Genomic DNA, 20,110 nt, shown 5'->3' on the forward strand with positions numbered 1-20,110 from the left:
ACGCGCCGCGCCCCGGACGGGCCCTGAACGCACTCTCGATTCAGCCCGATGGTGACCTGTCCCCAACGCCGCGCGTTGGCCGGACATGACCCCCACACACGCTCCGGCCGGCCAGCATCGGCGCACTCTCGCGTCGCCGCCCGCCAGTGCAGAATCGGTTCCCCACAGGTCTCAGTACACCCCTCAGCCCCCGTACCCCCATCAGTCCCCGTACCCCCATCAGTCCCCGTACTCGCCTCAGGCCCCGTACTCCCCGCAGTCCCAGCCGTCGCCGCCCCCGCCGCAGCCCGCGCCGCCCCAGGATCCGCCCATCTACCGGGCCCTGATCCGCCACTGGGCCGACCGCGGCCGGACGCTGCCGGGCCGCCACGACCCGGAGTGGGTCCGCCTCGCGGCGCCGCTGGCCGGGGCCGGGCAGTTCACCGCCGCCTACGGCTCACCCCGGCACACGCCGTTCGGCGAGAGCCTCGGGTCCGCGTACGACACCGGCCGGGGCGGCCCGTACGGAGGTGCCAGGAGCGCTCCGTACGACCCCCGCCGGGGCGGGCCGTACGGCGGGCCGCCCGGCTCTCCGTACGAGACGGGCCGGGACGCTGCGTACGCCACGGGCCATGCCGTGAACCCGTACGAGACGGGCGGCGGCGCCTCGGACGACACGCTGCCCATCGGCGGTCCTTGCGGCCCCTACGAAACGGCTCAGCGCTCGCGCGCCTTCCCCGCCGCGGACGCGGAGGCGGACGCGCGGGTCCACGACGGGCAGCGCGGGGCGGACCCGAGGCTGCTGATCAGCCCCGCGCCGCAGAGTTCCTTCGGGCTGCGGCCCGGCGCGGACTCCGGGTCAGCGTGAGTCGGGGCCCGCGAGGTGGCGGGCGATGACCATCCGCTGGATCTGGTTGGTGCCCTCGACGATCTGCAGGACCTTCGCCTCGCGCATATAGCGCTCGACGGGGAAGTCCTGGGTGTAGCCGTAGCCGCCGAGGACCTGCACGGCGTCCGTCGTGACCTTCATCGCGGCGTCGGTGCACAGGAGCTTGGCCATCGCGGCCTGCTTGGAGAACGGCCTGCCCGCGTCGCGCAGCCGCGCCGCCGCCAGGTAGAGCGCCCGGCCCGCCTCGATCTGCGTCGCCATGTCGGCGAGCATGAAGCGCAGGCCCTGGAAGTCGGCGATGGGCCGCCCGAACTGCCGCCGCTCGGTCGCGTACGTCAGCGCCTCATCCAGCGCCGCCTGGGCCACGCCGATCGCGCACGCCGCGATCCCGAGGCGCCCCGAGTCCAGCGCGGACAGCGCGATCGCGAAGCCCTGGCCCTCCTCGCCGAGGCGCCGGGCGTCGGACACCCGGACGCCGTCGAGGTGGAGCTGCGCCGTGGGCGAGCCCTTCATGCCCATCTTCTTCTCCGGCGCCGCGGCCGAGAGCCCCTCGGCGTCGCCCGGCACCAGGAAGGCCGTCACGCCCCGCGCGCCCTCGCCGCCGGTGCGGGCGAGCACGGTGTAGAAGTCGGCGATGCCGCCGTGCGTGATCCAGGCCTTCGTGCCGTCGAGCACCCAGTCGTCGCCGTCGCGCACCGCCTTCGTGCGCAGCGACGCGGCGTCCGATCCCGAGGACGGCTCCGACAGGCAGTAGGCGCCGAGCAGCCCGCCGCCGAGCATCCGCGGCAGGTGCTCCGCCCGCTGCTCCTTGGTGCCGTACCCGGCGAGGCCGTGGCAGGCCAGCGAGTGCACGCTGACGCCGAGGCCGACGGTGAGGCGGGCCGCGGCGAGCTCTTCGAGGACCTGGAGGTACACCTCGTAGGGCTGGTCGCCGCCGCCGAAGGCGGAGTCGTAGGGCAGACCGAGCAGGCCCGACTCCGAGAGCAGTGTGAAGAGTTCGCGCGGGAAGTGTCCCGCGGCCTCTTCCTCCGAGGCCTTCGGCGCGATCTCGCGCTGGATCAACTCGCGTACGAGCGCCAGCAGATCGCGGGCCTCCTCCGTCGGCAGGTGACGTTCCACCGGCTGCGCGGCTCCCTCGGGCATCCCGCTCTCCTCTCCCTGTCGGGTGCTTGAAGCGACACGCGCACGGGGTGTGGCGGCGCCGCCGGACACTGCCACGCCGATGCTGCCCCTCCGGGTCGCGAAGGGTGCTGATCAGCGTCTGTGGCGCGTTGAGTATGCCCGATCGGAGGCATGGCGTCACGGGTGCTCCCGGCCGGAATCCGATCTTCCCCAGCCATCCGCGCGCTCGGCCGCACCGGCGCCCACATGGGGCGGGACGGGTGCGGCCGCGGGATGCCGCGAGGGGCCCGTGGGGCCACGGGAGATCGTTCCGGAGACCGCCCCGGAGACCCCCTGGCGATCCCCCCCGACGATCCCCCAGCGATCCCCCGGAAGGTCCGGCCCGAGATCGGCTGAAGATCGGTGGCAACGGCGGTCCATGACCACGTAATTGGTCCGAACCATTGACGCAATGGTCTAGTCCTCCTAGAGTCCAGCGGCACGGAACATCGCGTTCATGCCAATTCAATCCGCGACTGTTCGTTGGTCAACCGCACCACCCCCCTTGCTCCCCTCTCCCTCCCCCACGAGGAGACAGCGATGCCAAGACCACACCGTCCCCGCGCCTTCCGGGCGCTCGTGGCCACCGCCTGTACCGCCGTCCTGGGCGCGGGCCTGCTCGCCGGTGCGGGCACCGCCACGGCCGACCAGAGCGCCGCCCCGAAGGCCGCCCCCAAGGCCGCCGAGGCCCAGGCGGGCTCGCGCGTCGTCGGCTACTTCACCGAATGGGGCGTCTACGGCCGGAACTACCACGTCAAGAACGTCGAGACGTCGGGCTCCGCCAACAAGCTCACGCACATCAACTACGCCTTCGGCAACGTCCAGGGCGGCAAGTGCACGATGGGCGACGCCTACGCCGCGACCGACAAGGCCTACTCCGCCGACCAGAGCGTCGACGGCGTCGCCGACACCTGGGACCAGCCGCTGCGCGGCAACTTCAACCAGCTGCGCAAGCTGAAGAAGAAGCACCCGAACCTCAAGGTCCTGTGGTCCTTCGGCGGCTGGACCTGGTCCGGCGGCTTCACCGAGGCCGCGAAGAACCCGCAGGCCTTCGCCCAGTCCTGCTACGACCTGGTCGAGAACTCCAAGTGGGCGGACGTCTTCGACGGCATCGACATCGACTGGGAGTACCCCAACGCCTGCGGTCTGAGCTGTGACACCAGCGGCCGCGCGGCCTACAAGAACCTGATGTCCGCGGTGCGCGCCAAGTTCGGCTCGAACAACCTGGTGACGGCCGCCATCCCGGCCGACGCCTCCTCCGGCGGCAAGATCGACGCCGCGGACTACGCGGGCGCCGCCCAGTACGTCGACTGGTACAACCCGATGACGTACGACTTCTTCGGCGCCTGGGACGCCAAGGGCCCGACGGCGCCGCACTCGCCGCTCAGCTCCTACACCGGCATCCCGAAGGCCGAGTACCACTCGCAGGCGACGATCGCCAAGCTCAAGGGCCTCGGCATCCCGTCCGACAAGCTGCTGCTCGGCATCGGCTTCTACGGCCGCGGCTGGACCGGCGTGACCCAGAAGGCCCCCGGCGGCACCGCCACCGGACCCGCGCAGGGCACGTACGAGCAGGGCATCGACGACTACAAGGTGCTCAAGACCAAGTGCCCGGCCAACGGCACGGTCGGCGGCACCGCCTACGCGCACTGCGGCACCAACTGGTGGAGCTACGACACCCCGGCCACCATCGCGGGGAAGATGAACTACAAGAACCAGCAGGGCCTGGGCGGCACCTTCTTCTGGGAGCTCAGCGGCGACACGTCGAACGGCGAACTGATCAAGGCCATCAACTAGCCGTTACCCCACGGGGAACAGGGGCGGGAGCCGGCCGGCTCCCGCCCCTTCGCCGTTCCCGGCCGCTACGGCGGCGGCGCCGGGCAGGTCGGCTCGAACTCCTCGATGACGTTCAGGGTTTCGCGCAGGGTGCGCACGAGCAGCGCGCGCACGACGTCCCGCGCGAGGCCCCGCTCGTGCGCGCCGCCGACCCAGTCGAGCGTGATCCCCTCGACGCTGCACAGCCAGCCGAGCAGCGCCGTGCGCGCGAGCGGCGGGATCGTCCTGCGGCCGTACGCCCCGTCGGCGATGGTGCCGATGATGGCCTCGCGCACGCCGTCGCGTATCGCGTGCACCTCGGCGTCGAAGCCGACGCCGCCGCTGACGATCGTGCGGTAGGCCGCCTGGTGGTGCTCGGCGTAGCGCAGATAGCCGTCGATGGTGCGGTGCACCCGCTCCACCGGCGGCAGTTCGGTGTCACCGCTCGCCCGCTCCACGAGATCGGCCACCGAGTCCTCGATGATCGCCAGGTAGTAGCCGCGCTTGGACTTGAAGTAGTAGTAGATCAGCCCCTTGGCGACCCGCGCCTGTCTCGCGATGTCGTCCATCGACAGCGCGTCGTAGGACGTGTCGGCGAACAGCTTCCGGCCGATGGCGATCAGTTCGGCGCGGCGCGCCACGGAGCGGTCGGTGCCGCGCGCCTGCGGACGGTCCTGATCGACGGAATGGTCGGTACCGCGCTGTTGACTATTATTCAATATCGGCCCTAGTCTCCAACTGCCTTGGGAATGAGCCGCAGTATGGCAGACCCACGCCGCCGGTCAGGACCGGCGCGGCCCCTCCCGAGCGCGCCCTGCACGCAACTCCCCCTTCGCACGCGCGGTACGACTGACTCGTACGGGAGGCACAGTGAGCGCACACCAGCGGCCCGGACGCGGGACCTTACGCGAGGGCAGAACCAACTGGAAGAAGACGGCCGTCATCGCGCTGCCCGCGTTCCTCGCGGTCGGCGCGATGGCGTCGGTCATGGCGGAAGGCGCGCTCGCCGCGTCGTTCGCGGTCTCGGGCACCAGTTTCCAGGTGTCGTCGGGCAAGCTGTCGAGCCAGGGCCTGGCCAGCTATGTGGAGACGGACCGCAGCGTCGACGGCAAGGGCCACCCGGTGGCCCTGCTCGGCATCGGCGACGCCACCCTCTCCGACATCTGCCAGGCCGCCTCGGTCAAGACGCCGCTTGGCACGGTGGTGTTCAAGCTGACGGCGGGCGGCGACGCGGGCAAGGTCACCGCCACCAACCTGGTCATCGACGCCGAGGACCTCGTCGGCGACGCGCGCTTCGGCACCGCGCAGATCGGCCGGGACGCCTCCACGCTCGACGAGGTGCCCGGCGTCAAGGGCGAGAAGGGCAAGTTCGGCCTCCAGGCCGGGGACATCGAGGTGTCCGGAGTCCGCTCGCACGCCTGGTCAGCGACCGGCGGGAACTTCCGCCTCAAGGGCATGCGGGTCGACGTCAGCCTGGGCGGGAAGCAGTGCTTCTGACCAAGCCGGGCGCCCCGCGCCCCGGCGGCTGGCTCGACGAGCGGCTGCCGCTCAGGGACCTGCGCCGGGCGCTCCGCCGCTGGCGGCGCACCCGGCCCTTCTGGGGCGGACTGCTGCTGATCATGGGCGGCGCGGAGCTCCTCGTCGTGCCGCTGTCGCCGCTGACCGTCCTGGTGAGCCTCGGCCTCGGCGGGATCGCCGCGATCGGCATCGGCATCGCGCTGATGGCCGCCGGGGTGTTCCTGTGGCTGCTGCCGCACGCGCACCACTACGTGTCCGTCAACGCCCTCATCCTGTCGGTGCTCTCCTTCGCGGCGACGAACCTGGGCGGCTTCCTGGTCGGCATGCTGCTCGGCATCGTCGGCAGCGCCATGGGCTTCGGCTGGACTCCGGTGCCCGAGGACGGCCAGGAGGAGGCACGGCCGCCGGGCATCCGCGACGGGCAGGGCACGCGGACCCTCGCCGTGCTGCTCCCCGTGGTCCTCGCCGGGGCGGCGTTGTGGGGCGCCGTCCCGGCGAGGGCCGCACCGGGCGAGGTGGTGGCGGCGCGGACCCCGCCGACGGTCACGACGACGCTGTTCGCGCCCCAGGGCTTCATCGTCGCGGGCGTCCGCGACATCCCCACGGCCGCGGGGCCGCTGAAGGTGATGGTGCTGCGCATGAACGCGGCCTCGCTCACCGACTACCGGCTCACGACCCGGGACGGCAGCCGTGAACTCGCCCTCGGCGCCGACACCTTGGACCTGAGCGGCAAGGTCACGCTGTATCTGACCAAGTTCCGCGGCTGTATCGAGGGCATCCTCTGCATCACCTTCACGCCGGACAAGCTGCCGGTGCCGCCGCTGGTGCCGCCGTTCGTCTTCATGACCGACGTGAGCGCCGAGCAGGCCCTGGTCACCTCGGACGTGATCACCGCGGGCGGGCTCAGCCTGCGGGCGCACCCCTAGTGAGGCCACCGTGATCCAGATCCAGGCAGCGCTGTTCTGGGCGTACGCGGTGGGCGCGACCTTCGCGCTCGCCGCCGGGCGCCAGCTCCAGGTGTGGGAGCGGATCAACGCGGGCGAGGGCCCGCGCACCCGCAGCCGCGCCGCCAACCCGTATCTGGCGCTCACCCTGCTGTTCGCCGCCGTGCTCATGGTGCCGACGGGCCTGTTCGTGCTGTGGCAGAACCCGTCGTGGGCGACCATGCACGTGGCGGGCGGCCACGACGGCGTGTGGGCGGGCTTCGTCCTGCTGTACGCGGGCGGCATCCCGGTGGCCGCGCTGCTCGGCTTCCTCGCGGCGCAGGTCCTGGTGCTCGTGGGCGTGGGCTACTGGGCGTACCTGAACTGCGTGGGCGGCTACTTCCTGCTGTTCGGCACGCTCGTGCACGGCTGGGACGGCAGCGGGTACGAGCGGTTCCTGTCGCCGGGGGCCCGCGACTGGGCCGACTGGCCGCGGGACAGCGTGGTGAACAACGCCCTGGACTTCCTGACGTCCGGCACGTTCCTCGCGCTGCTCGTCTTCGGCGCGGCCGTCATCGGCACCATGCTGATCACGGAGATCGGCTGGCTGCTTGAGGGCTGGTCGCTGCCGGGCGCGGACGAGGACCGCAAGGTGCACCCCGTCCTGGCCGTCGCGATCGCCGCGGCCGGGGTCTACGGCCTGCCGTTCCTCGGCGCCGTCACCGCGAGCCTGCTCGTGCGGCTGCTCGGGGGCTTGCTCGGCCTGCCGCTGTTCGCGGTGGTCGCGGGCGTCGTCCTGCTCACCCGGCGCTCGCCGGTGCGGCGCCTGTACGACCTGGTGGGCGTCCCCCACCAGCATTGGCGGGCCGGCCTTGACACCACCGGCGCCGCCGACCCCACAGAGGTGACTCAGGTCACAGGAGACCGGCCTGGGTGACGAGCATCGCGAGGACGACGACGAGCGTCCAGCCCAGCAGGTGTTCAAGCAGCTTCGGGCCGTCCTCCCTGGGGCCGCCCGTGCGGGCCTTGGCGCCCGTGGTGGCCTTCAGGGCGATGGCGGTGGCGGAGCTCGCGGTCATGGCAACTCTCGGTGGATCGTCCGGCAGTGGCTTCCCCCCACTGGCCCCTCCACCATGCCAGCGAATCCGCGTCCCCCGGGAGAGACGTTGGTCACCCATGCGGTCGATCGCCCACAACTAGCGGCGGGGGCCGTGCGTCTACCACGGCGTACGTCGCACGTCCGCGCACCATCCGACCGAAAGGTTTCCGATGAGTACGTCCTCGACGCCCCGCCGCAGAGCACGGCTCGCCCTCGCGGCGGCCGTCACCGCGGCGGCCGCCCTCACCGGACCGGTCTCGTACGCCACCGACTCCGCCACCGACTCCGCCGCGGCCGACGGCAGGCCCGGCAAGCCGACCCCCGGGGCCCCCGGCCTCGGCGACCCGATGTTCCCGCTCGACGGCAACGGCGGCTACAAGGTCGACCGCTATCTCCTCGACTTCGACTGGCAGGCCCCGAAGACGCCGTTCGCGGCGAGCGCCACCATCAAGGCCACCGCCACCCAGTCCCTGTCCCGCTTCAACCTCGACTTCGGCGGCAACACCCTGCACGCGGTGACCGTCGACGGGAAGGCCGCGGGCACCTCGCGCGAGGGCGACGAGCTGACCGTCACGCCCAAGTCGCCGATCGCCAAGGGCAGGGCCTTCACCGTGAAGGTCACCTACACCGCCGACCCGACCCAGGTCCGCCACCGCGACGACGCCATCGAGGACTACGGCTGGATTCCCACGCCCGACGGCACGGTCGTCTATCCGCAGCCCAACGGCGCCCGCCTGATCTTCCCCGCCAACGACCACCCCAGCCAGCGCGCGCCGATCACCTTCCGCATCACCACGCCGAAGGACCGCACGGCCGTCGCCAACGGCAAGCTGGTCGGCAAGGGCGACCGGCCGGGGGACCGCGTGCGGTGGACGTACGACTCCGAGCAGCCGCTGTCGACGCAGCTGGTGCAGCTCGCGGTCGGCAAGTTCACCTTCGACGACCGCGAGGGCCCGCGCGGCCTGCCGATCCGCGACGTCGTCCCGGACGCCCTGGTCGAGCCGACCGCGAAGTTCCGCGCGCTCACCTCCGGCCACCTGGCCTGGCTGGAGGAGCGGCTCGGCCCGTACCCGTTCAACCGCTACGGCGTCCTCGTCGGCGACACCGACCTCGGCGTGGCCCTGGAGACGCAGACCCTCTCCCTCGTCCCCAAGGCCGACCTCCTCGGCACCCAGGTGGACGCCGAGCGGAACCTGGTGCACGAGCTCACCCACCAGTGGTTCGGCGACAGCGTGGCGCTCAAGGGCTGGTCCGACCTGTGGGTCAGCGAGGGCCACGCCCGCTTCTACGAGCGGCTGTACTCCGAGGCGCACGGCGGCACCAGCTTCGAGGCGGCCATGAAGGCCGCGTACAAGGCGCACGACCAGTGGCGCAAGGACTTCGGCGCGCCCGCCGAGCCCACCGAGCCGAACCTGTTCAAGCGCATGCGCTACGACGGCTCGGCCCTGGTGCTCTACGCGCTGCGCGAGAAGGTCGGCGACGCCGCCTTCCAGAAGATCGAGCGGGCCTGGGTCACCCAGTACCGCGGGAAGGCCGCGAGCACCCAGGACTACGTCGACCTCGCGTCGAAGGTCGCGGGCGAGGACCTCGCGGGCTTCCTGAAGCCGTGGCTGTACGGCTCGAAGACGCCGCCGATGCCAGGGCACCCGGACTGGGTGGTGGACCCGGCCACCTGATCGTCCACGCGTGAGGGGAGGTTCCGCCCCGCGCGGAACCTCCCCGGGGCGCTCAGCGCACCCCGACCGCCGCGAGCGCCCGCACCTGCGCCTTCGTGGGCCGCAGCGGGAAGTACAGGTAGCAGACCCCGCCGGTGCCGGAGACGACCTTCCCTGCGGCGTTCCTGCGCTTGGTCCGCAGCCAGATGTTCTCCCACTCGCGCCGCCGGTAGACGCGGCGCACGGCCGCGTTGCTCGGGGACGCCGGGTCGTTGGCGATCACGTCGCCGGCGTCGGTGAAGCCGATCACGGTCATCAGATGGCCCGCCGTGCCGTATCCGGCGCCGGTCAGCTCCTCCTTCAGGAACGACTGGGAGGTGATGACGGGGATGCCCGCCGCGATGAGGGTCTCCAGGTCGGTGAGGGAGCCGAGCCGGGTGACGACGCCCTGGATGCCGGGGTACGTCGCCGCGTAGGCGGCGTTGAACGGCCAGTTGCCGCAGCCGCCGTACTGGTAGTCGTAGGTGAGGCGCGCCGCGTGGCACACCTGCGGGTCGGCGTAGGCCGGGTCGACCCAGGCGAGCTGGTCCGGGGTCGGCCGCCGGCCCCAGTACTCCAGGATCATCTGGGACGAGGTGGGGCTGCACCAGGCCTCGCCGCCGTTGTCGTACTCCGGGTACTGGCCCTTGTGGATCTCCTGCGAGTAGCGCGGCACGGCCAGCTCCCCGGCGGGTCCCGGCGTCGACGCGGGCACCTCGAAGCGGTCGGGCACCGCCGATGCCATCGCGCCGACGCGCCACACCGTGGGCGTCAGGGTCGTGCCGGGCAGGCGGTGCAGGGTCAGCCGCAGGCGGTAGGCGACCAGGCGCAGGCCGGTCGTGGTGTCGTCGAGGGACAGGGTGTCCGTCCAGACCGTCGACTTGCCGTCGCTCTGGTCGTCGACCGAGGTGCGGCGTATGACGGGGGCCGCCGGGTCCTCGCGGTCGTCGCCCGACGCCCAGCGGCCGAGGACGTACCACGGGGTCGTGGTGCCGTCGGAGTACGTGCCCTCGAGCTCGATCTGGATCCAGGTGCCGGTGGGGGTGCGGGCGTTCCAGGAGGCGATGGCCTCGGTGGCGGCCACGGCGGGGCGGTGCGCGGGGGACGTCCAGCGGGCGTACTCCCAGGTGGTGGTCCGGCCCGTGTGCGGGTCGGCGTAGGCGGTGGTGCCGAGCGGCTCGGCGATCTCCACGCCGGGCCGGTGCCCGCCGACGACGCGGGTGCCCTCGCCCCTGCCCCCGCGCCAGTGGGCGCGGGAGGTCCAGAAGCGGTTGTCCACCGGGCGGGCCGCGCCCGGCGGGCGGCGGCGTGCGCCCGGCGCGGCGCCCGCCGGGGCGGCCGCGAGGGCCGTGACCGCGGCGGCGCCCGCCGCGGTGGCGAGGAGTCTTCTGCGGGACATGCCGTCAGCTTGGTCCATGGAGGGCCCCCGGTTCGACGTGGGGTCCGGCCGCGGCCGGACGGGTTATCACTGGTATGACCTGGGACAGCGCCCCGAACCGCGCACGCGTACGAAAACGCGCCGGGGCGCCTACGCTGGCGGTTGATGACATCGACGCCGCGCCCCACGCCACCCCCCAGCCTCGCCCGCCTCGCCCGCGCCCTGCGCGCGCTGCCGCCGTCCTGCGGTCCTGTCCGGCTCGTCGGCGTCGACGGACACGCGGGCTCGGGCAAGTCGACGTTCGCCACGCGCCTGGCCGAGGCCCTGGACGGCGCGCCGGTGCTGCGGCTCGACGACATCGCGAGCCACGAGGCGCTCTTCGACTGGACCGAACGCCTGCGGCGGCAGGTGCTCGACCCGCTGTCCCGTGGCGAGACGGCGCGCTACGAGGCGTACGACTGGAACACGCGCCGCTTCGGCCCTGCAAGACGCCCACTGCCCGCCGCCCCCGTGATCCTCCTGGAGGGTGTCGGCGCGGGCCGCCGCGTGCTACGCCCGTTCCTCGCGCGACTGCTGTGGATGGAACTGCCCCAAGAAGCCTCCTGGGCCCGCGGGCGCCACCGCGACGGACCGGCGCTCAGCGACTTCTGGGACGGCTGGGAGGCCGCCGAGCGACGCCATTTCGCCGGGGACCCCTCCCGGCCGTGCGCCGATTTCCTGGTACGGGAGTTGCCTGAGGGGTACGAGGTGCTCACGGGGCCCGCAGGAGCGGCAACAGAGCCCCAGATCATCACGCACGGTGAAGGACAGTCGGCAGCGCGCTGAACCTTTGGAAAGTCCCTTCCGCGCGCCGTGGCCGGATTCCGAGACCGCTTCAACTCGGCTTGACCCAGGGGCCTTACAGGACTTACGTTCTCAATGTGCGGCCTTTCGGGTCGCCCACACCCGCGAAGCCCCCGGTTGTTCCCCCGTGATCGGGGGCTTCGTTCTGCCCTGAAGCCCCGCTCCCCCGGCCGCCGCGAGCCGCCATTCGCTCACCCAGGGTCACCGAAGTGCCCTCTTCCCCCAGGGCTGGGGCCGGGGCGAAGCGCGCCGATCCCACCCCGCCGCACCCTACGGCCGGGCCCCACCTCGCAGGTACGATGCCTTTCGGTGAGAGCGACGGACGGCGGCTTCGCGCACCGAGTCAACTCCCGTCCGCGGCACGGCGGTTCAGATCGGTGGCCAAGGGGCACCGACCCGGTGACACGGGGGCACGGTTTGTGGGGGACGTGATGGACTTCGGCACGCAGGGCCGGGCCGCCCCGGCCGACCTCGCCTGGCTGCGGGGCGTCGACGCCTACACGATGGGCGCCTATCCGCAGGCGGAGGAGGAGTTCCGGGCCGCGGTGCGCATGGACCCCGGCATGGCCGACGGCTGGCTCGGGCTGCACGCGCTGCGCGTCGACACCACGACGGCCCTGCTGCGGATGTACCAGCACCGGGACCGCTTCGGCGAACAGCGCGCCCGCCACACCCGCACCCTCAACTCCTGGTACTGGCTCGGCTGGTGGGTCCAGCCCGTCCTCGAGTCCACCCGCGACCTGCTGCTCGCGCACGCCTCGCACTGGCTGGACGGCCGCCACGTCCCCGAGCTCGACCGGGCGCTCGCCGGGTTGCCGCCCGTCGACGCCGACGCCCAAGTGCGCTTCCTGCACGCCTGCCGCGCCTACCTGGTCAAGGACTGGGAGCAACTGGTGCGGCACACCGACTCCTTGATCGACGACGCCATGCTCGGCATCGAGGCCGGGCTCTTCGGCGGCATGGCCCGGGTCCGCCTCGACATGTACGGCCAGGCCGAACCGCTGCTCTCCGCCGCCCTGATGCGCTGCCGCAGCGAGCAGCCGCAGCGCAAGGAGCTGCGCTACTGGCTCGCCCGCGCGCACGAGGGCACAGGACGCTCCGCCGCGGCGCTTCCGCTGTACCGCGCGGTGCACCGCGTCGACCCCGCCTTCATGGACACCTCCGCCCGGCTCGCCGCGATCGCCGAGGGCGACGGCTACGACGACGCCGAGGGCGTCGACCTGGCCGCCGTCGCCCTCACCGGCCTCGGCCAGGACGCGCTGGACGGGCCCGACGGCGTGGACGCGCTGTTCGGCGCCGAGGGCCGCGACCTGAAGGTCACCGAGCCCGAACTGCCGCCCCCCGGCGGGCCGCCCGAGCCGCCCGGCGCCGACCCGGTGCGCCAGAAGGCGATCCTCCCGGTCAAGCCCGCCGCCCAGCTGCCGTCCGGCCCCACCGACCCGGAGCTGCTCGCGCAGGCCCTCGCCGAACTGGAGCGCATGGTCGGGCTCGAACCCGTCAAACGCCAGGTCAAGGCGCTGTCCGCGCAGCTGAACATGGCCCGTCTGCGCGCCGCCCAGAACCTTCCGGTGCAGCCGCCGAAACGACACTTCGTCTTCTCCGGGCCCTCCGGCACCGGCAAGACCACCGTCGCCCGCATCCTCGGCCGCGTCTTCTACGCCCTCGGGCTGCTCGGCGGCGACCACCTCGTGGAGGCCCAGCGGGCCGACCTGGTCGGCGAGTACCTGGGCCAGACCGCGGTCAAGGCCAACGAGCTCATCGACTCCGCCATCGGCGGCGTCCTCTTCGTCGACGAGGCCTACGCCCTGTCCAACTCCGGCTACGGCAAGGGCGACGCCTACGGCGACGAGGCGCTGCAGGTCCTGTTGAAGCGCGCCGAGGACAACCGCGACCACCTGGTCGTGATCCTCGCCGGATACCCCGAGGGCATGGACCGCCTCCTCGCCGCCAACCCCGGCCTGTCCTCGCGCTTCACCACCCGCGTCGACTTCCCCTCGTACCGCCCGCTGGAACTCACCGCGATCGGCGAGGTGCTCGCCGCCGAGAACGGCGACGTGTGGGACGAGGAGGCCGTCGACGAACTGCGGTCCATCAGCGGGCACGTCGTCGACCAGGCGTGGATCGACGAGCTCGGCAACGGCCGCTTCCTGCGGACGCTGTACGAGAAGAGCTGCGCCTACCGCGATCTGCGCCTGTCCGGCTACGCGGGCGAGCCGTCCCGCACGGACCTGGCCACGCTCCGCCTCCCCGACCTGATGCAGGCGTACGGCGAGGTCCTCTCCGGGCGGGGGCCCACGGGCCCCTCGGGGCCGACGTGAGCGCCCCGCCCGTGCACCCCTGATCCGTCACCCCTTAGAGGCGTTTGACCCCCAAGGCCCCCGGCCCCGGGCCGAAAGTCCGCGACCCTGACCGCAAAGGCGCGGACACGGTGGGGGTGCGCGACGGTGACCACCTGGCTGGCATGGGGCTCCTTCGCCGCCGTCACGGCGGCCACCTCCACCGGAGTCGCGCTGTGGATCGCGTGCGGGCTCGGCTTCCAGCTCGCCGTCGACAGCTTCGTCGTGACGGACACCGTGCTGTCCCTCGTCTTCGCCGCCTGCGGCGTCGCCGTGGCCTGGCGCCGCCCCCGCAACCCGATCGGCTGGCTGCTGCTGGGCGGCGGGGCCGCCCACGCCCTGACCGTCGCCGCCCTCGGCTTCCTCGCCCTCGGCCTGCGCGACGGCTGGAGCGAGGGCGCGCTGCGGGTGCTCGTGACCACCGCGCTCGCCTCCTGGCCGCTCGGCCTGCGCCTGTTCGTGCCACTCGCGCTGCTGCTCTTCCCCACCGGATGCCTGCCGGGCCCGCGCTGGCGGCCGGTCGCCTGGGGCACCGCCACGATCGGGGTCCTGTTCTGGCTGTGGAGCGTGACGACGCCGCAGCCGTACGCGCTCGGCGGGCCCTCCGGCTATCTGCACGTCCTGAGCTGGCCGCCGCTCGAGCCGTACCGGGCGCAGACCGACCTGCTCGGCATCTTCGTGCCGCTGCTCATCGACCTCGCCGCCGTGATAGCGCGCTACCGCTGGGGCGACGAGCGGCTGCGCCGCCAGATGCTGTGGCTGATGCTCGCCGTGCTGTGCGCCATCCCCTGGTGGCCGCTTGGCATGCGGGCGGAGGGGCTCCAGGTGTTCATCGTCGCCCAGCCGATCGCGATCGCCGTCGCGATCCTGCGCCCGCATCTGCTGGACATCCAGTGGGTGGTCTCACGGGCCCTGCTGTACCTGGCGCTCTCGCTCGGGGTGCTCGGCGTGTACACGGCGGTGGTGCTCTTCCTCGACCACGCGCTGCGCGAGACCTTCCACCTCGGCGGCGCCGCGCTCGTCGCCGTCGGCGTGGCGATCGCCTTCCACCCCGTGCGCGGCGTCCTCCAGCGCGCCATCGACCAGCTCCTTTACGGCGACCGCGGCGACCCCGTGCGCGCGCTCAACCGGCTGGGTGCCCGGCTGACCGCGGAGACCGGCCTGGACGGGCTGCTGCTCGCGGTGCGGGACGCGCTGCGGCTGCCGTACGCCGCGTTCCTCCTGGAGGGGCGGGCGGTGGCGGCGTCCGGGACCCGGCCGCCGGGGTGCGTGGTGGTGCCGCTGCCCGCGCCCGGCACCAAGGAGGCGGAGCTGGTCGTGGGCACCCGCAGGGGCCAGCCCCGCCTCGGCGCGGAGGACCTGCGCACCCTGAAGGTCCTGGTGGTGCCGCTCGGCGTCGCGGTGCGCGCGACCGTACTCTCCAAGGAGCTGCAGTCCTCGCGGGAGCGCCTGGTGTCGGCCCGCGAGGAGGAGCGGCGGCGGCTGCGCCGCGATCTGCACGACGGGCTCGGCCCCACCCTCACCGGCCTGGCCTTCACCGCCGACGCGGTGCGCAACCTCGTGCGCACCGACCCGGACACGGCCGAACAGCTCCTCGACCAACTGCGCGGGCACGCGAGCGGCGCCATCGACGAGATCCGCCGCCTCATCGAAGGGCTGCGGCCGCCCGCCCTGGACGAGCTGGGGCTGATCGTCGCCCTCACCCGGCAGGCGGAGCGGCTGAGCCACCGCGACGGCGGCGCCCCGCTCGCCATCACCATCGACGCGCCCGGCAGGCTCCCCCGGCTTCCGGCCGCCGTCGAGGTGGCGGCGTACCGCATCGCGACCGAGGCGCTCACGAACGCGGCCCGGCACTCGCGGGCCGACCACGCCCTGGTGCGGCTGCGCGTGGACGACGCGCTGCGCGTCGACGTCACCGACAACGGCGGCCCGTCCGCCGTGGCGTGGCGGCCCGGTGTGGGCATGTCCACGATGGCGGAGCGGGCCGCCGAGGTCGCCGGCTGGTGCGACTGCCGTCCCGGTCCTGAGGGCGGCGAGGTCAGCGCCGTCCTGCCGTTGCGGTCGGGCTAGCGCCCAGCGCGGCACCGTACGGCTGAGGTTTCGGGCCCGTCAGCCGTACGGGCCCCCGTCAGCCGTACAGGCCGAGCAGCGCCCGGTGGTAGAGGTACTCACCGGCGGTCATGACGCTCGTGGCGGCACCACCTCCCCCCACCGCCCGCGCCGCTGTCGTGCCGGCGAAGCCGGCGCAGAGGGCCGCCGCGGCAAGGGTCGCCACGCCAACTGCCTTGAGGTTCTTGCGCATAGCCGTTCTCCTTGGGATGCGGACCTGCGGGGACGAGCACGTGCCGGAGCGCGCACGTACCGGCGTGAGGACGCACGGAGCTCCCCTTCCTGAGTGGCAGGGGGGTTCGGCCTTCGGCCGGGCCCGGTGGCACGGGCCCGGCCGCCCCCGTTCGACGCTCAGGATGACGCGCGGCACTCCCCCTTGGTGAGGGCGCCCGCTCCCGCGCGTCCCGGGAAAGCCTCCCGGCCCGCGCGGGAACCGGCACCCAGGACAAAGGAGTCGGCCGTCCCCGACGATGGGTAGATACGGACCGACGCACCGCCGCTGTGGGGAGCCGCGCCTTGACGACGCCCGCCGAGCCCTGTGAGCTCACCGTGGTTCTCGCCGACGACCATCCCGTGGTGCGCGGCGGGCTCAGGGCCCTGCTCGGGTCCATCGAGGGCATCCGGGTGGTCGGCGAGGCGGCGGGCGGCAGGGACGCGGTGCGCGAGACGCTCCTGCACCGGCCCCGGGTGCTCGTCATCGACCTGGAGATGCCGGATCTGGACGGGGTCAGCGCGACGCGCGAGGTGCTCGCCTCCGCGCCGGACACGGCGGTGCTCGTCCTGACGATGTTCGAGGACGACGAGTCGGTGTTCGCGGCGATGCGGGCGGGCGCCCGCGGCTACATCCTCAAGGGCGCCGCGCAGGACGAGATCGTGCGGGCGGTGCGCTGCGTGGCCGCCGGGGAGGCCATCTTCGGTCCCCGCATCGCCCGGCGCGTCGCCGAGTGGATGTCCCGGCCGCGGGAGGCGGCGGCGCGCTCACCGTTCCCGGAGCTGACGGCGCGCGAGCTCGAGGTGCTCGACCTGATCGCGGCGGGCCTCGCCAACCCGGCGATCGCCCGCAGGCTGCGGCTCGCCCCGAAGACCATCAGCAACCACATCTCGGCGATCTTCATAAAGCTCCAGGTCGCCGACCGGGCGGCGGCCATCGTCCGGGCCCGCGACGCCGGGCTTGGCCGGAGGCCTTGACCCGTTTGTCGCGCCGCGCGCTCGTCCTCAAGCGCCGGACGGGCTGAATCTCCCCGTCCGGCGCCGAAGGGCGCGACCCGTCCGGCGCGGGCGCGTCAGCTCACGAGTTCCCTCCCCCGTACCGCCCGTGGCACCGTCACGCGGTGGGCCGGGTCCCTGACCTCGCCGACCAGGAGTTCGAGCACGTCCTCCAGGGCGACGAGGCCGAGCACCCGGCCCGTGGCGTCGGCGACCTGCGCCAGGTGCGTCGCGGCGTGCCGCATCACCGTGAGGGCGTCGTCCAGGGGCAGTTCGGCGCGCAGCGTGGTCATCTGGTGCCAGACCTGCTGGGGCACCGCGCGGCCGGTGTCCTCCAGGTCCAGGACGTCCTTCACGTGCAGATAGCCCATGAAGGCGCCGCCGTCGGCGCGGACCGGGAAGCGGGAGTAGCCGGTGCGGGCGGTCAGCTCGATGACCTGGTCGGGGGTGACCGAGGGGCCGACGGTGACCAGGGACGCGCCGTCGAGCAGGACGTCGGTGACCGGGCGCGAGCCCAGTTCGAGGGCGTCCTCCAGGCGTTCCTGCGCCCGCGGGTCGAGCAGCCCCGCCTGCCCCGCGTCCTCGACCAGACGGCCGAGCTGCACGCTGGTGAAGACCGCCTCGACCTCGTCCTTCGGCTCGACCTTGAACAGCCGCAGGACCAGCCGGGCGCAGGCGCCGAGCGCGGCCGTCAGCGGGCGGCAGAGCCGGGCGAAGGCGACCAGGGCCGGGCTGAGCCACAGCGCGGTCCGCTCCGGCGCCGCCATCGCCAGGTTCTTCGGGACCATCTCGCCGATGACGAGGTGGAGGAAGACGACGACGGCGAGCGCGATCACATACCCGAGCGGGTGGATCACGCCCTCGGGCAGGTGCGCCGCCGCGAACAGCGGCTCGAGCAGGTGCGCCACGGTCGGCTCGGCGACGGCGCCGAGCGTCAACGAGCAGACGGTGATGCCGAACTGGGCGGCGGCCATCATCTGCGGCAGGTGCTCGAGGCCGTACAGGACCTGGCGGGCCCGCGCGGTGCCGAGCGGCTCGATCTGGCTGCGGCGCACGGAGACGAGCGCGAACTCCGCGCCCACGAAGAAGCCGTTGGCGCACACGAGCAGGAGCGCGAACAGCAGTTGCAGAGCGCTCATCGCACGGCCTCCACGACGCCCCGCTCCACCGCGGGCCTGGGCCCGGGGGCCGCGTCCCCCGCGGTGCGCACGAGCCGCACCCGCTCGGCGCGGTAGTGCCCGACCTGCCGCACCGACAGGCGCCAGCCGGGCAGTTCGGCGCGGTCGCCGGGCGCCGGGATGCGGCCGAGCAGGTCGGCGACGAGCCCGGCCACGGTCTCGTACGGGCCCTCGGGCACGTCGAGTCCTATGCGCCGCAGCGTGTCGACGCGGCAGCCGCCGTCGGCGTCCCAGGCCGGGCGGCCGTCCTCGGGCGCGGCCGCGGCGAGTTCGGGCAGGTCCTGGCGGTCGTGCTCGTCGCGGACCTCGCCGACGAGTTCCTCGACGATGTCCTCCAGGGTGACGACACCGGCCGTGCCGCCGTACTCGTCGACGACGACCGCCATCGGCTGCTCGCTGCGCAGCCGCTCCAGGAGGGGCTGCACGGGCAGCGTCTCGGGGACGAGGAGCGGCGCCTTGGCGATGCGGCTGACGGGCGTGCGCAGCCGGGCGTGGCCGGGCACGGCGAGGGCGTCCTTGAGGTGGACCGCGCCGACTATTTCGTCGATCCGCTCGCGGTAGACCGGGAAGCGGGACAGGCCGGTGGCGCGGGTCAGGTTGACCACGTCCTCGGCGGTCGCGGTGGCCTGCAGCGCGCTCACCTTCACCCGGGGCGTCATGACGTGCTGCGCGGTGAGCTCCCCGAGCGAGAGGGTGCGGACGAACAGGTCGGCGGTGTGCTGCTCCAGGGCTCCGGCGCGGGCCGAGTGCCGGGCGAGCGAGACCAGTTCGCCGGGGGTGCGGGCGGAGGCGAGCTCGTCGGTGGGCTCGACGCCGAAGGCGCGCACGCAGCGGTTGGCGACGGCGTTCAGGGCGGCGATCACCGGCCGGAACAGGCGCGAGAACGCGGCTTGTGGGCCCGCGACGAACCGCGCCACGTGCAGCGGCCTGGACACGGCCCAGTTCTTCGGCACGAGTTCGCCGATGACCATCTGCACGGCGGCCGCCAGGAACATGCCGACGGCCACGGACACGCCGGGGACCGCGGCCTTGGGCATGCCGGTGGCCGTGAACGGGCCCGTGAGCAGATGTGCGAGGGCCGGTTCGGCGAGCATGCCGATGACCAGGGAGGTGAGGGTGATGCCGAGCTGGGTGCCCGACAGCTGGAAGGACAGCTCCTTGAGGGCGCTGACGACGGTGCGGGCGCGCCGGTCGCCGTCGGCCGCGGCCTTCTCGGCGTCCGGCCGCTCGACGGTGACGAGGCCGAACTCGGCCGCGACGAAGAAGCCGTTGGCGAGGATCAGCAGGAAGGCCGCTCCGAGGAGCAGCAGGGGGAGGGTCATGAGGCCGCCGCCTCGTCCGCGAAGCGGGTGCCCGTATGTCGACAGGGGGCGGCGCAGGTACTACAGGACGATCCGTCCATCGCCGGAGGGAGTCACTCCTCGGTTAGCAGGAGCCCCCGGGAGCCTTGGGCCCGGCGGGGGCGGGGAGGCGTACCGGGCCTGCCCCGCCACCAGATTAATCAAGACACCCGCGAAAGGTCAGCCGCCGTCGCTCGCGGAGCGCGCCTCGGCGAGGGCGCGCAGGGCGCGGGCGTCGGCGATGGCCTGCTGCTTGGCGATGCCCGGCTGGATGCCGAGGGCGGGCAGGCTGGTGCCGTCGGCGAGGTTGAGGAACACCCACGGGTCGCCCGGCCGCAGATTGACCTGGACGATCTCGGCCCACTCCAGGCGGCGCCGGGTGGCGATGTTGACGACGGTCACCCCGGAGTCGTCGGCGACGACCTTGGGCCTGCTGAGCAGGGCGAGGGCGCCGGAGAGCAGCGCGCCGGTGAAGACGAAGCTGACCCGCTCGCCCGGGTTGAGGTCGGGCAGGATCACCGCGATCACCACCAGGACCGCGAAGATCGCGACCGCGGCGCCGAGCAGGACGACGCGGGTCCGTGCGGGCCGGAAGGTGACGGGCAGGGCGGGCGGTGCGGTGGGCTCGGTCATGGCGTTCGC

Annotated in this window: 18 protein-coding genes; 10 read left to right on the forward strand and 8 right to left on the reverse strand. The window is 73.2% G+C overall.

Translation table 11 applies throughout. The features are described 5' to 3' along the window. Positions 1-85 precede the first annotated feature (85 nt). Positions 86-847 carry a hypothetical protein gene (locus AC07A4_RS23495; protein ID WP_478601823.1) on the forward strand — a complete coding sequence of 254 codons (762 nt, stop codon included), beginning with the start codon at positions 86-88 and terminating at the stop codon, positions 845-847. On the opposite strand, the gene AC07A4_RS23500 is transcribed toward AC07A4_RS23495, so the two are convergent. Beyond that, on the reverse strand, positions 839-2,011 hold the full coding sequence (locus AC07A4_RS23500) for an acyl-CoA dehydrogenase family protein (protein ID WP_478601826.1): 1,173 nt from the start codon (positions 2,009-2,011) through the stop codon (positions 839-841). The two genes, AC07A4_RS23495 and AC07A4_RS23500, sit on opposite strands and share 9 nt — an antisense overlap. Positions 2,012-2,569: 558 nt before the next feature. Here AC07A4_RS23500 and AC07A4_RS23505 point away from each other — a divergent pair. Then, positions 2,570-3,826, forward strand: coding sequence for a glycoside hydrolase family 18 protein (locus tag AC07A4_RS23505; RefSeq protein WP_478601829.1), 1,257 nt, complete (start codon positions 2,570-2,572; stop codon positions 3,824-3,826). 65 nt (positions 3,827-3,891) lie between these two features. Here the strand turns inward: AC07A4_RS23505 and AC07A4_RS23510 are convergent, their stop codons facing one another. Beyond that, on the reverse strand, positions 3,892-4,563 hold the full coding sequence (locus AC07A4_RS23510) for a TetR/AcrR family transcriptional regulator (RefSeq protein ID WP_478601832.1): 672 nt from the start codon (positions 4,561-4,563) through the stop codon (positions 3,892-3,894). Between the two features lie 256 nt (positions 4,564-4,819). Here AC07A4_RS23510 and AC07A4_RS23515 point away from each other — a divergent pair, with 256 nt between their 5' ends. Genes AC07A4_RS23515 through AC07A4_RS23525 form a run of 3 tightly spaced genes read left to right on the forward strand, consistent with a single transcriptional unit; the run spans position 4,820 to position 7,222 of the window. Beyond that, the gene (locus AC07A4_RS23515) at positions 4,820-5,341 is read left to right on the forward strand and encodes a DUF6230 family protein (RefSeq protein WP_478602440.1); all 522 of its coding nucleotides are present in this window, start codon (positions 4,820-4,822) and stop codon (positions 5,339-5,341) included. Then, positions 5,332-6,288, forward strand: coding sequence for a DUF6114 domain-containing protein (locus AC07A4_RS23520; RefSeq protein WP_478601834.1), 957 nt, complete (start codon positions 5,332-5,334; stop codon positions 6,286-6,288). Before AC07A4_RS23515 ends, AC07A4_RS23520 begins: the two co-directional genes overlap by 10 nt. A 10-nt stretch (positions 6,289-6,298) precedes the next feature. Continuing rightward, the gene (locus tag AC07A4_RS23525; RefSeq protein WP_478601837.1) at positions 6,299-7,222 is read left to right on the forward strand and encodes a hypothetical protein; all 924 of its coding nucleotides are present in this window, start codon (positions 6,299-6,301) and stop codon (positions 7,220-7,222) included. Here AC07A4_RS23525 and AC07A4_RS23530 read toward each other — a convergent pair. Next, entirely contained in the window at positions 7,200-7,364 is a 165-nt protein-coding gene (locus AC07A4_RS23530; protein WP_478601839.1) for an SCO1431 family membrane protein, read from the reverse strand. The genes AC07A4_RS23525 and AC07A4_RS23530 overlap by 23 nt on opposite strands. 190 nt (positions 7,365-7,554) lie before the next feature. On the opposite strand from AC07A4_RS23530, the gene AC07A4_RS23535 reads away from it, so the two are divergent. After that, positions 7,555-9,060 carry a M1 family metallopeptidase gene (locus AC07A4_RS23535; RefSeq protein ID WP_478601841.1) on the forward strand — a complete coding sequence of 502 codons (1,506 nt, stop codon included), beginning with the start codon at positions 7,555-7,557 and terminating at the stop codon, positions 9,058-9,060. Positions 9,061-9,112: 52 nt separating this feature from the next. Here the strand turns inward: AC07A4_RS23535 and AC07A4_RS23540 are convergent, their stop codons facing one another. After that, positions 9,113-10,477 carry a peptidase C39 family protein gene (locus AC07A4_RS23540; protein ID WP_478601844.1) on the reverse strand — a complete coding sequence of 455 codons (1,365 nt, stop codon included), beginning with the start codon at positions 10,475-10,477 and terminating at the stop codon, positions 9,113-9,115. A gap of 144 nt (positions 10,478-10,621) precedes the next feature. Here AC07A4_RS23540 and AC07A4_RS23545 point away from each other — a divergent pair, with 144 nt between their 5' ends. The 3 genes from AC07A4_RS23545 to AC07A4_RS23555 all read left to right on the forward strand — a co-directional run bounded on the left by AC07A4_RS23545 (position 10,622) and on the right by AC07A4_RS23555 (position 15,705). Then, complete coding sequence (locus AC07A4_RS23545) at positions 10,622-11,281, forward strand: uridine kinase family protein (RefSeq protein WP_478601847.1); 660 nt, start codon at positions 10,622-10,624, stop codon at positions 11,279-11,281. A gap of 449 nt (positions 11,282-11,730) precedes the next feature. Continuing rightward, the gene (locus AC07A4_RS23550; protein ID WP_478601850.1) at positions 11,731-13,617 is read left to right on the forward strand and encodes an AAA family ATPase; all 1,887 of its coding nucleotides are present in this window, start codon (positions 11,731-11,733) and stop codon (positions 13,615-13,617) included. A 126-nt stretch (positions 13,618-13,743) separates the two neighbouring features. Beyond that, positions 13,744-15,705 (forward strand): sensor histidine kinase, encoded by a 1,962-nt coding sequence (locus tag AC07A4_RS23555; protein ID WP_478601852.1) that lies wholly within the window; start codon positions 13,744-13,746, stop codon positions 15,703-15,705. Positions 15,706-15,763: 58 nt separating this feature from the next. Here AC07A4_RS23555 and AC07A4_RS23560 read toward each other — a convergent pair whose 3' ends face one another. Further along, positions 15,764-15,937: a hypothetical protein gene (locus AC07A4_RS23560; protein ID WP_478601855.1), complete on the reverse strand. Its 174-nt coding sequence runs from the start codon at positions 15,935-15,937 to the stop codon at positions 15,764-15,766. Between the two features lie 323 nt (positions 15,938-16,260). On the opposite strand from AC07A4_RS23560, the gene AC07A4_RS23565 reads away from it, so the two are divergent. Next, complete coding sequence (locus AC07A4_RS23565) at positions 16,261-16,932, forward strand: response regulator (protein WP_478601858.1); 672 nt, start codon at positions 16,261-16,263, stop codon at positions 16,930-16,932. A gap of 95 nt (positions 16,933-17,027) precedes the next feature. Here AC07A4_RS23565 and AC07A4_RS23570 read toward each other — a convergent pair whose 3' ends face one another. The 3 genes from AC07A4_RS23570 to AC07A4_RS23580 form a co-directional block, all read right to left on the reverse strand. After that, positions 17,028-18,089, reverse strand: a complete 1,062-nt coding sequence (locus AC07A4_RS23570) for a hemolysin family protein (protein ID WP_478601861.1) — start codon at positions 18,087-18,089, stop codon at positions 17,028-17,030. Further along, on the reverse strand, positions 18,086-19,450 hold the full coding sequence (locus tag AC07A4_RS23575; protein ID WP_478601864.1) for a hemolysin family protein: 1,365 nt from the start codon (positions 19,448-19,450) through the stop codon (positions 18,086-18,088). Before AC07A4_RS23575 ends, AC07A4_RS23570 begins: the two co-directional genes overlap by 4 nt. 198 nt (positions 19,451-19,648) lie before the next feature. Beyond that, on the reverse strand, positions 19,649-20,101 hold the full coding sequence (locus AC07A4_RS23580) for a PH domain-containing protein (protein ID WP_478601867.1): 453 nt from the start codon (positions 20,099-20,101) through the stop codon (positions 19,649-19,651). Between the last annotated feature and the right edge of the window lie 9 nt (positions 20,102-20,110).

It is taken from the genome of Streptomyces sp. NPDC043996 (genome assembly GCF_056435225.1).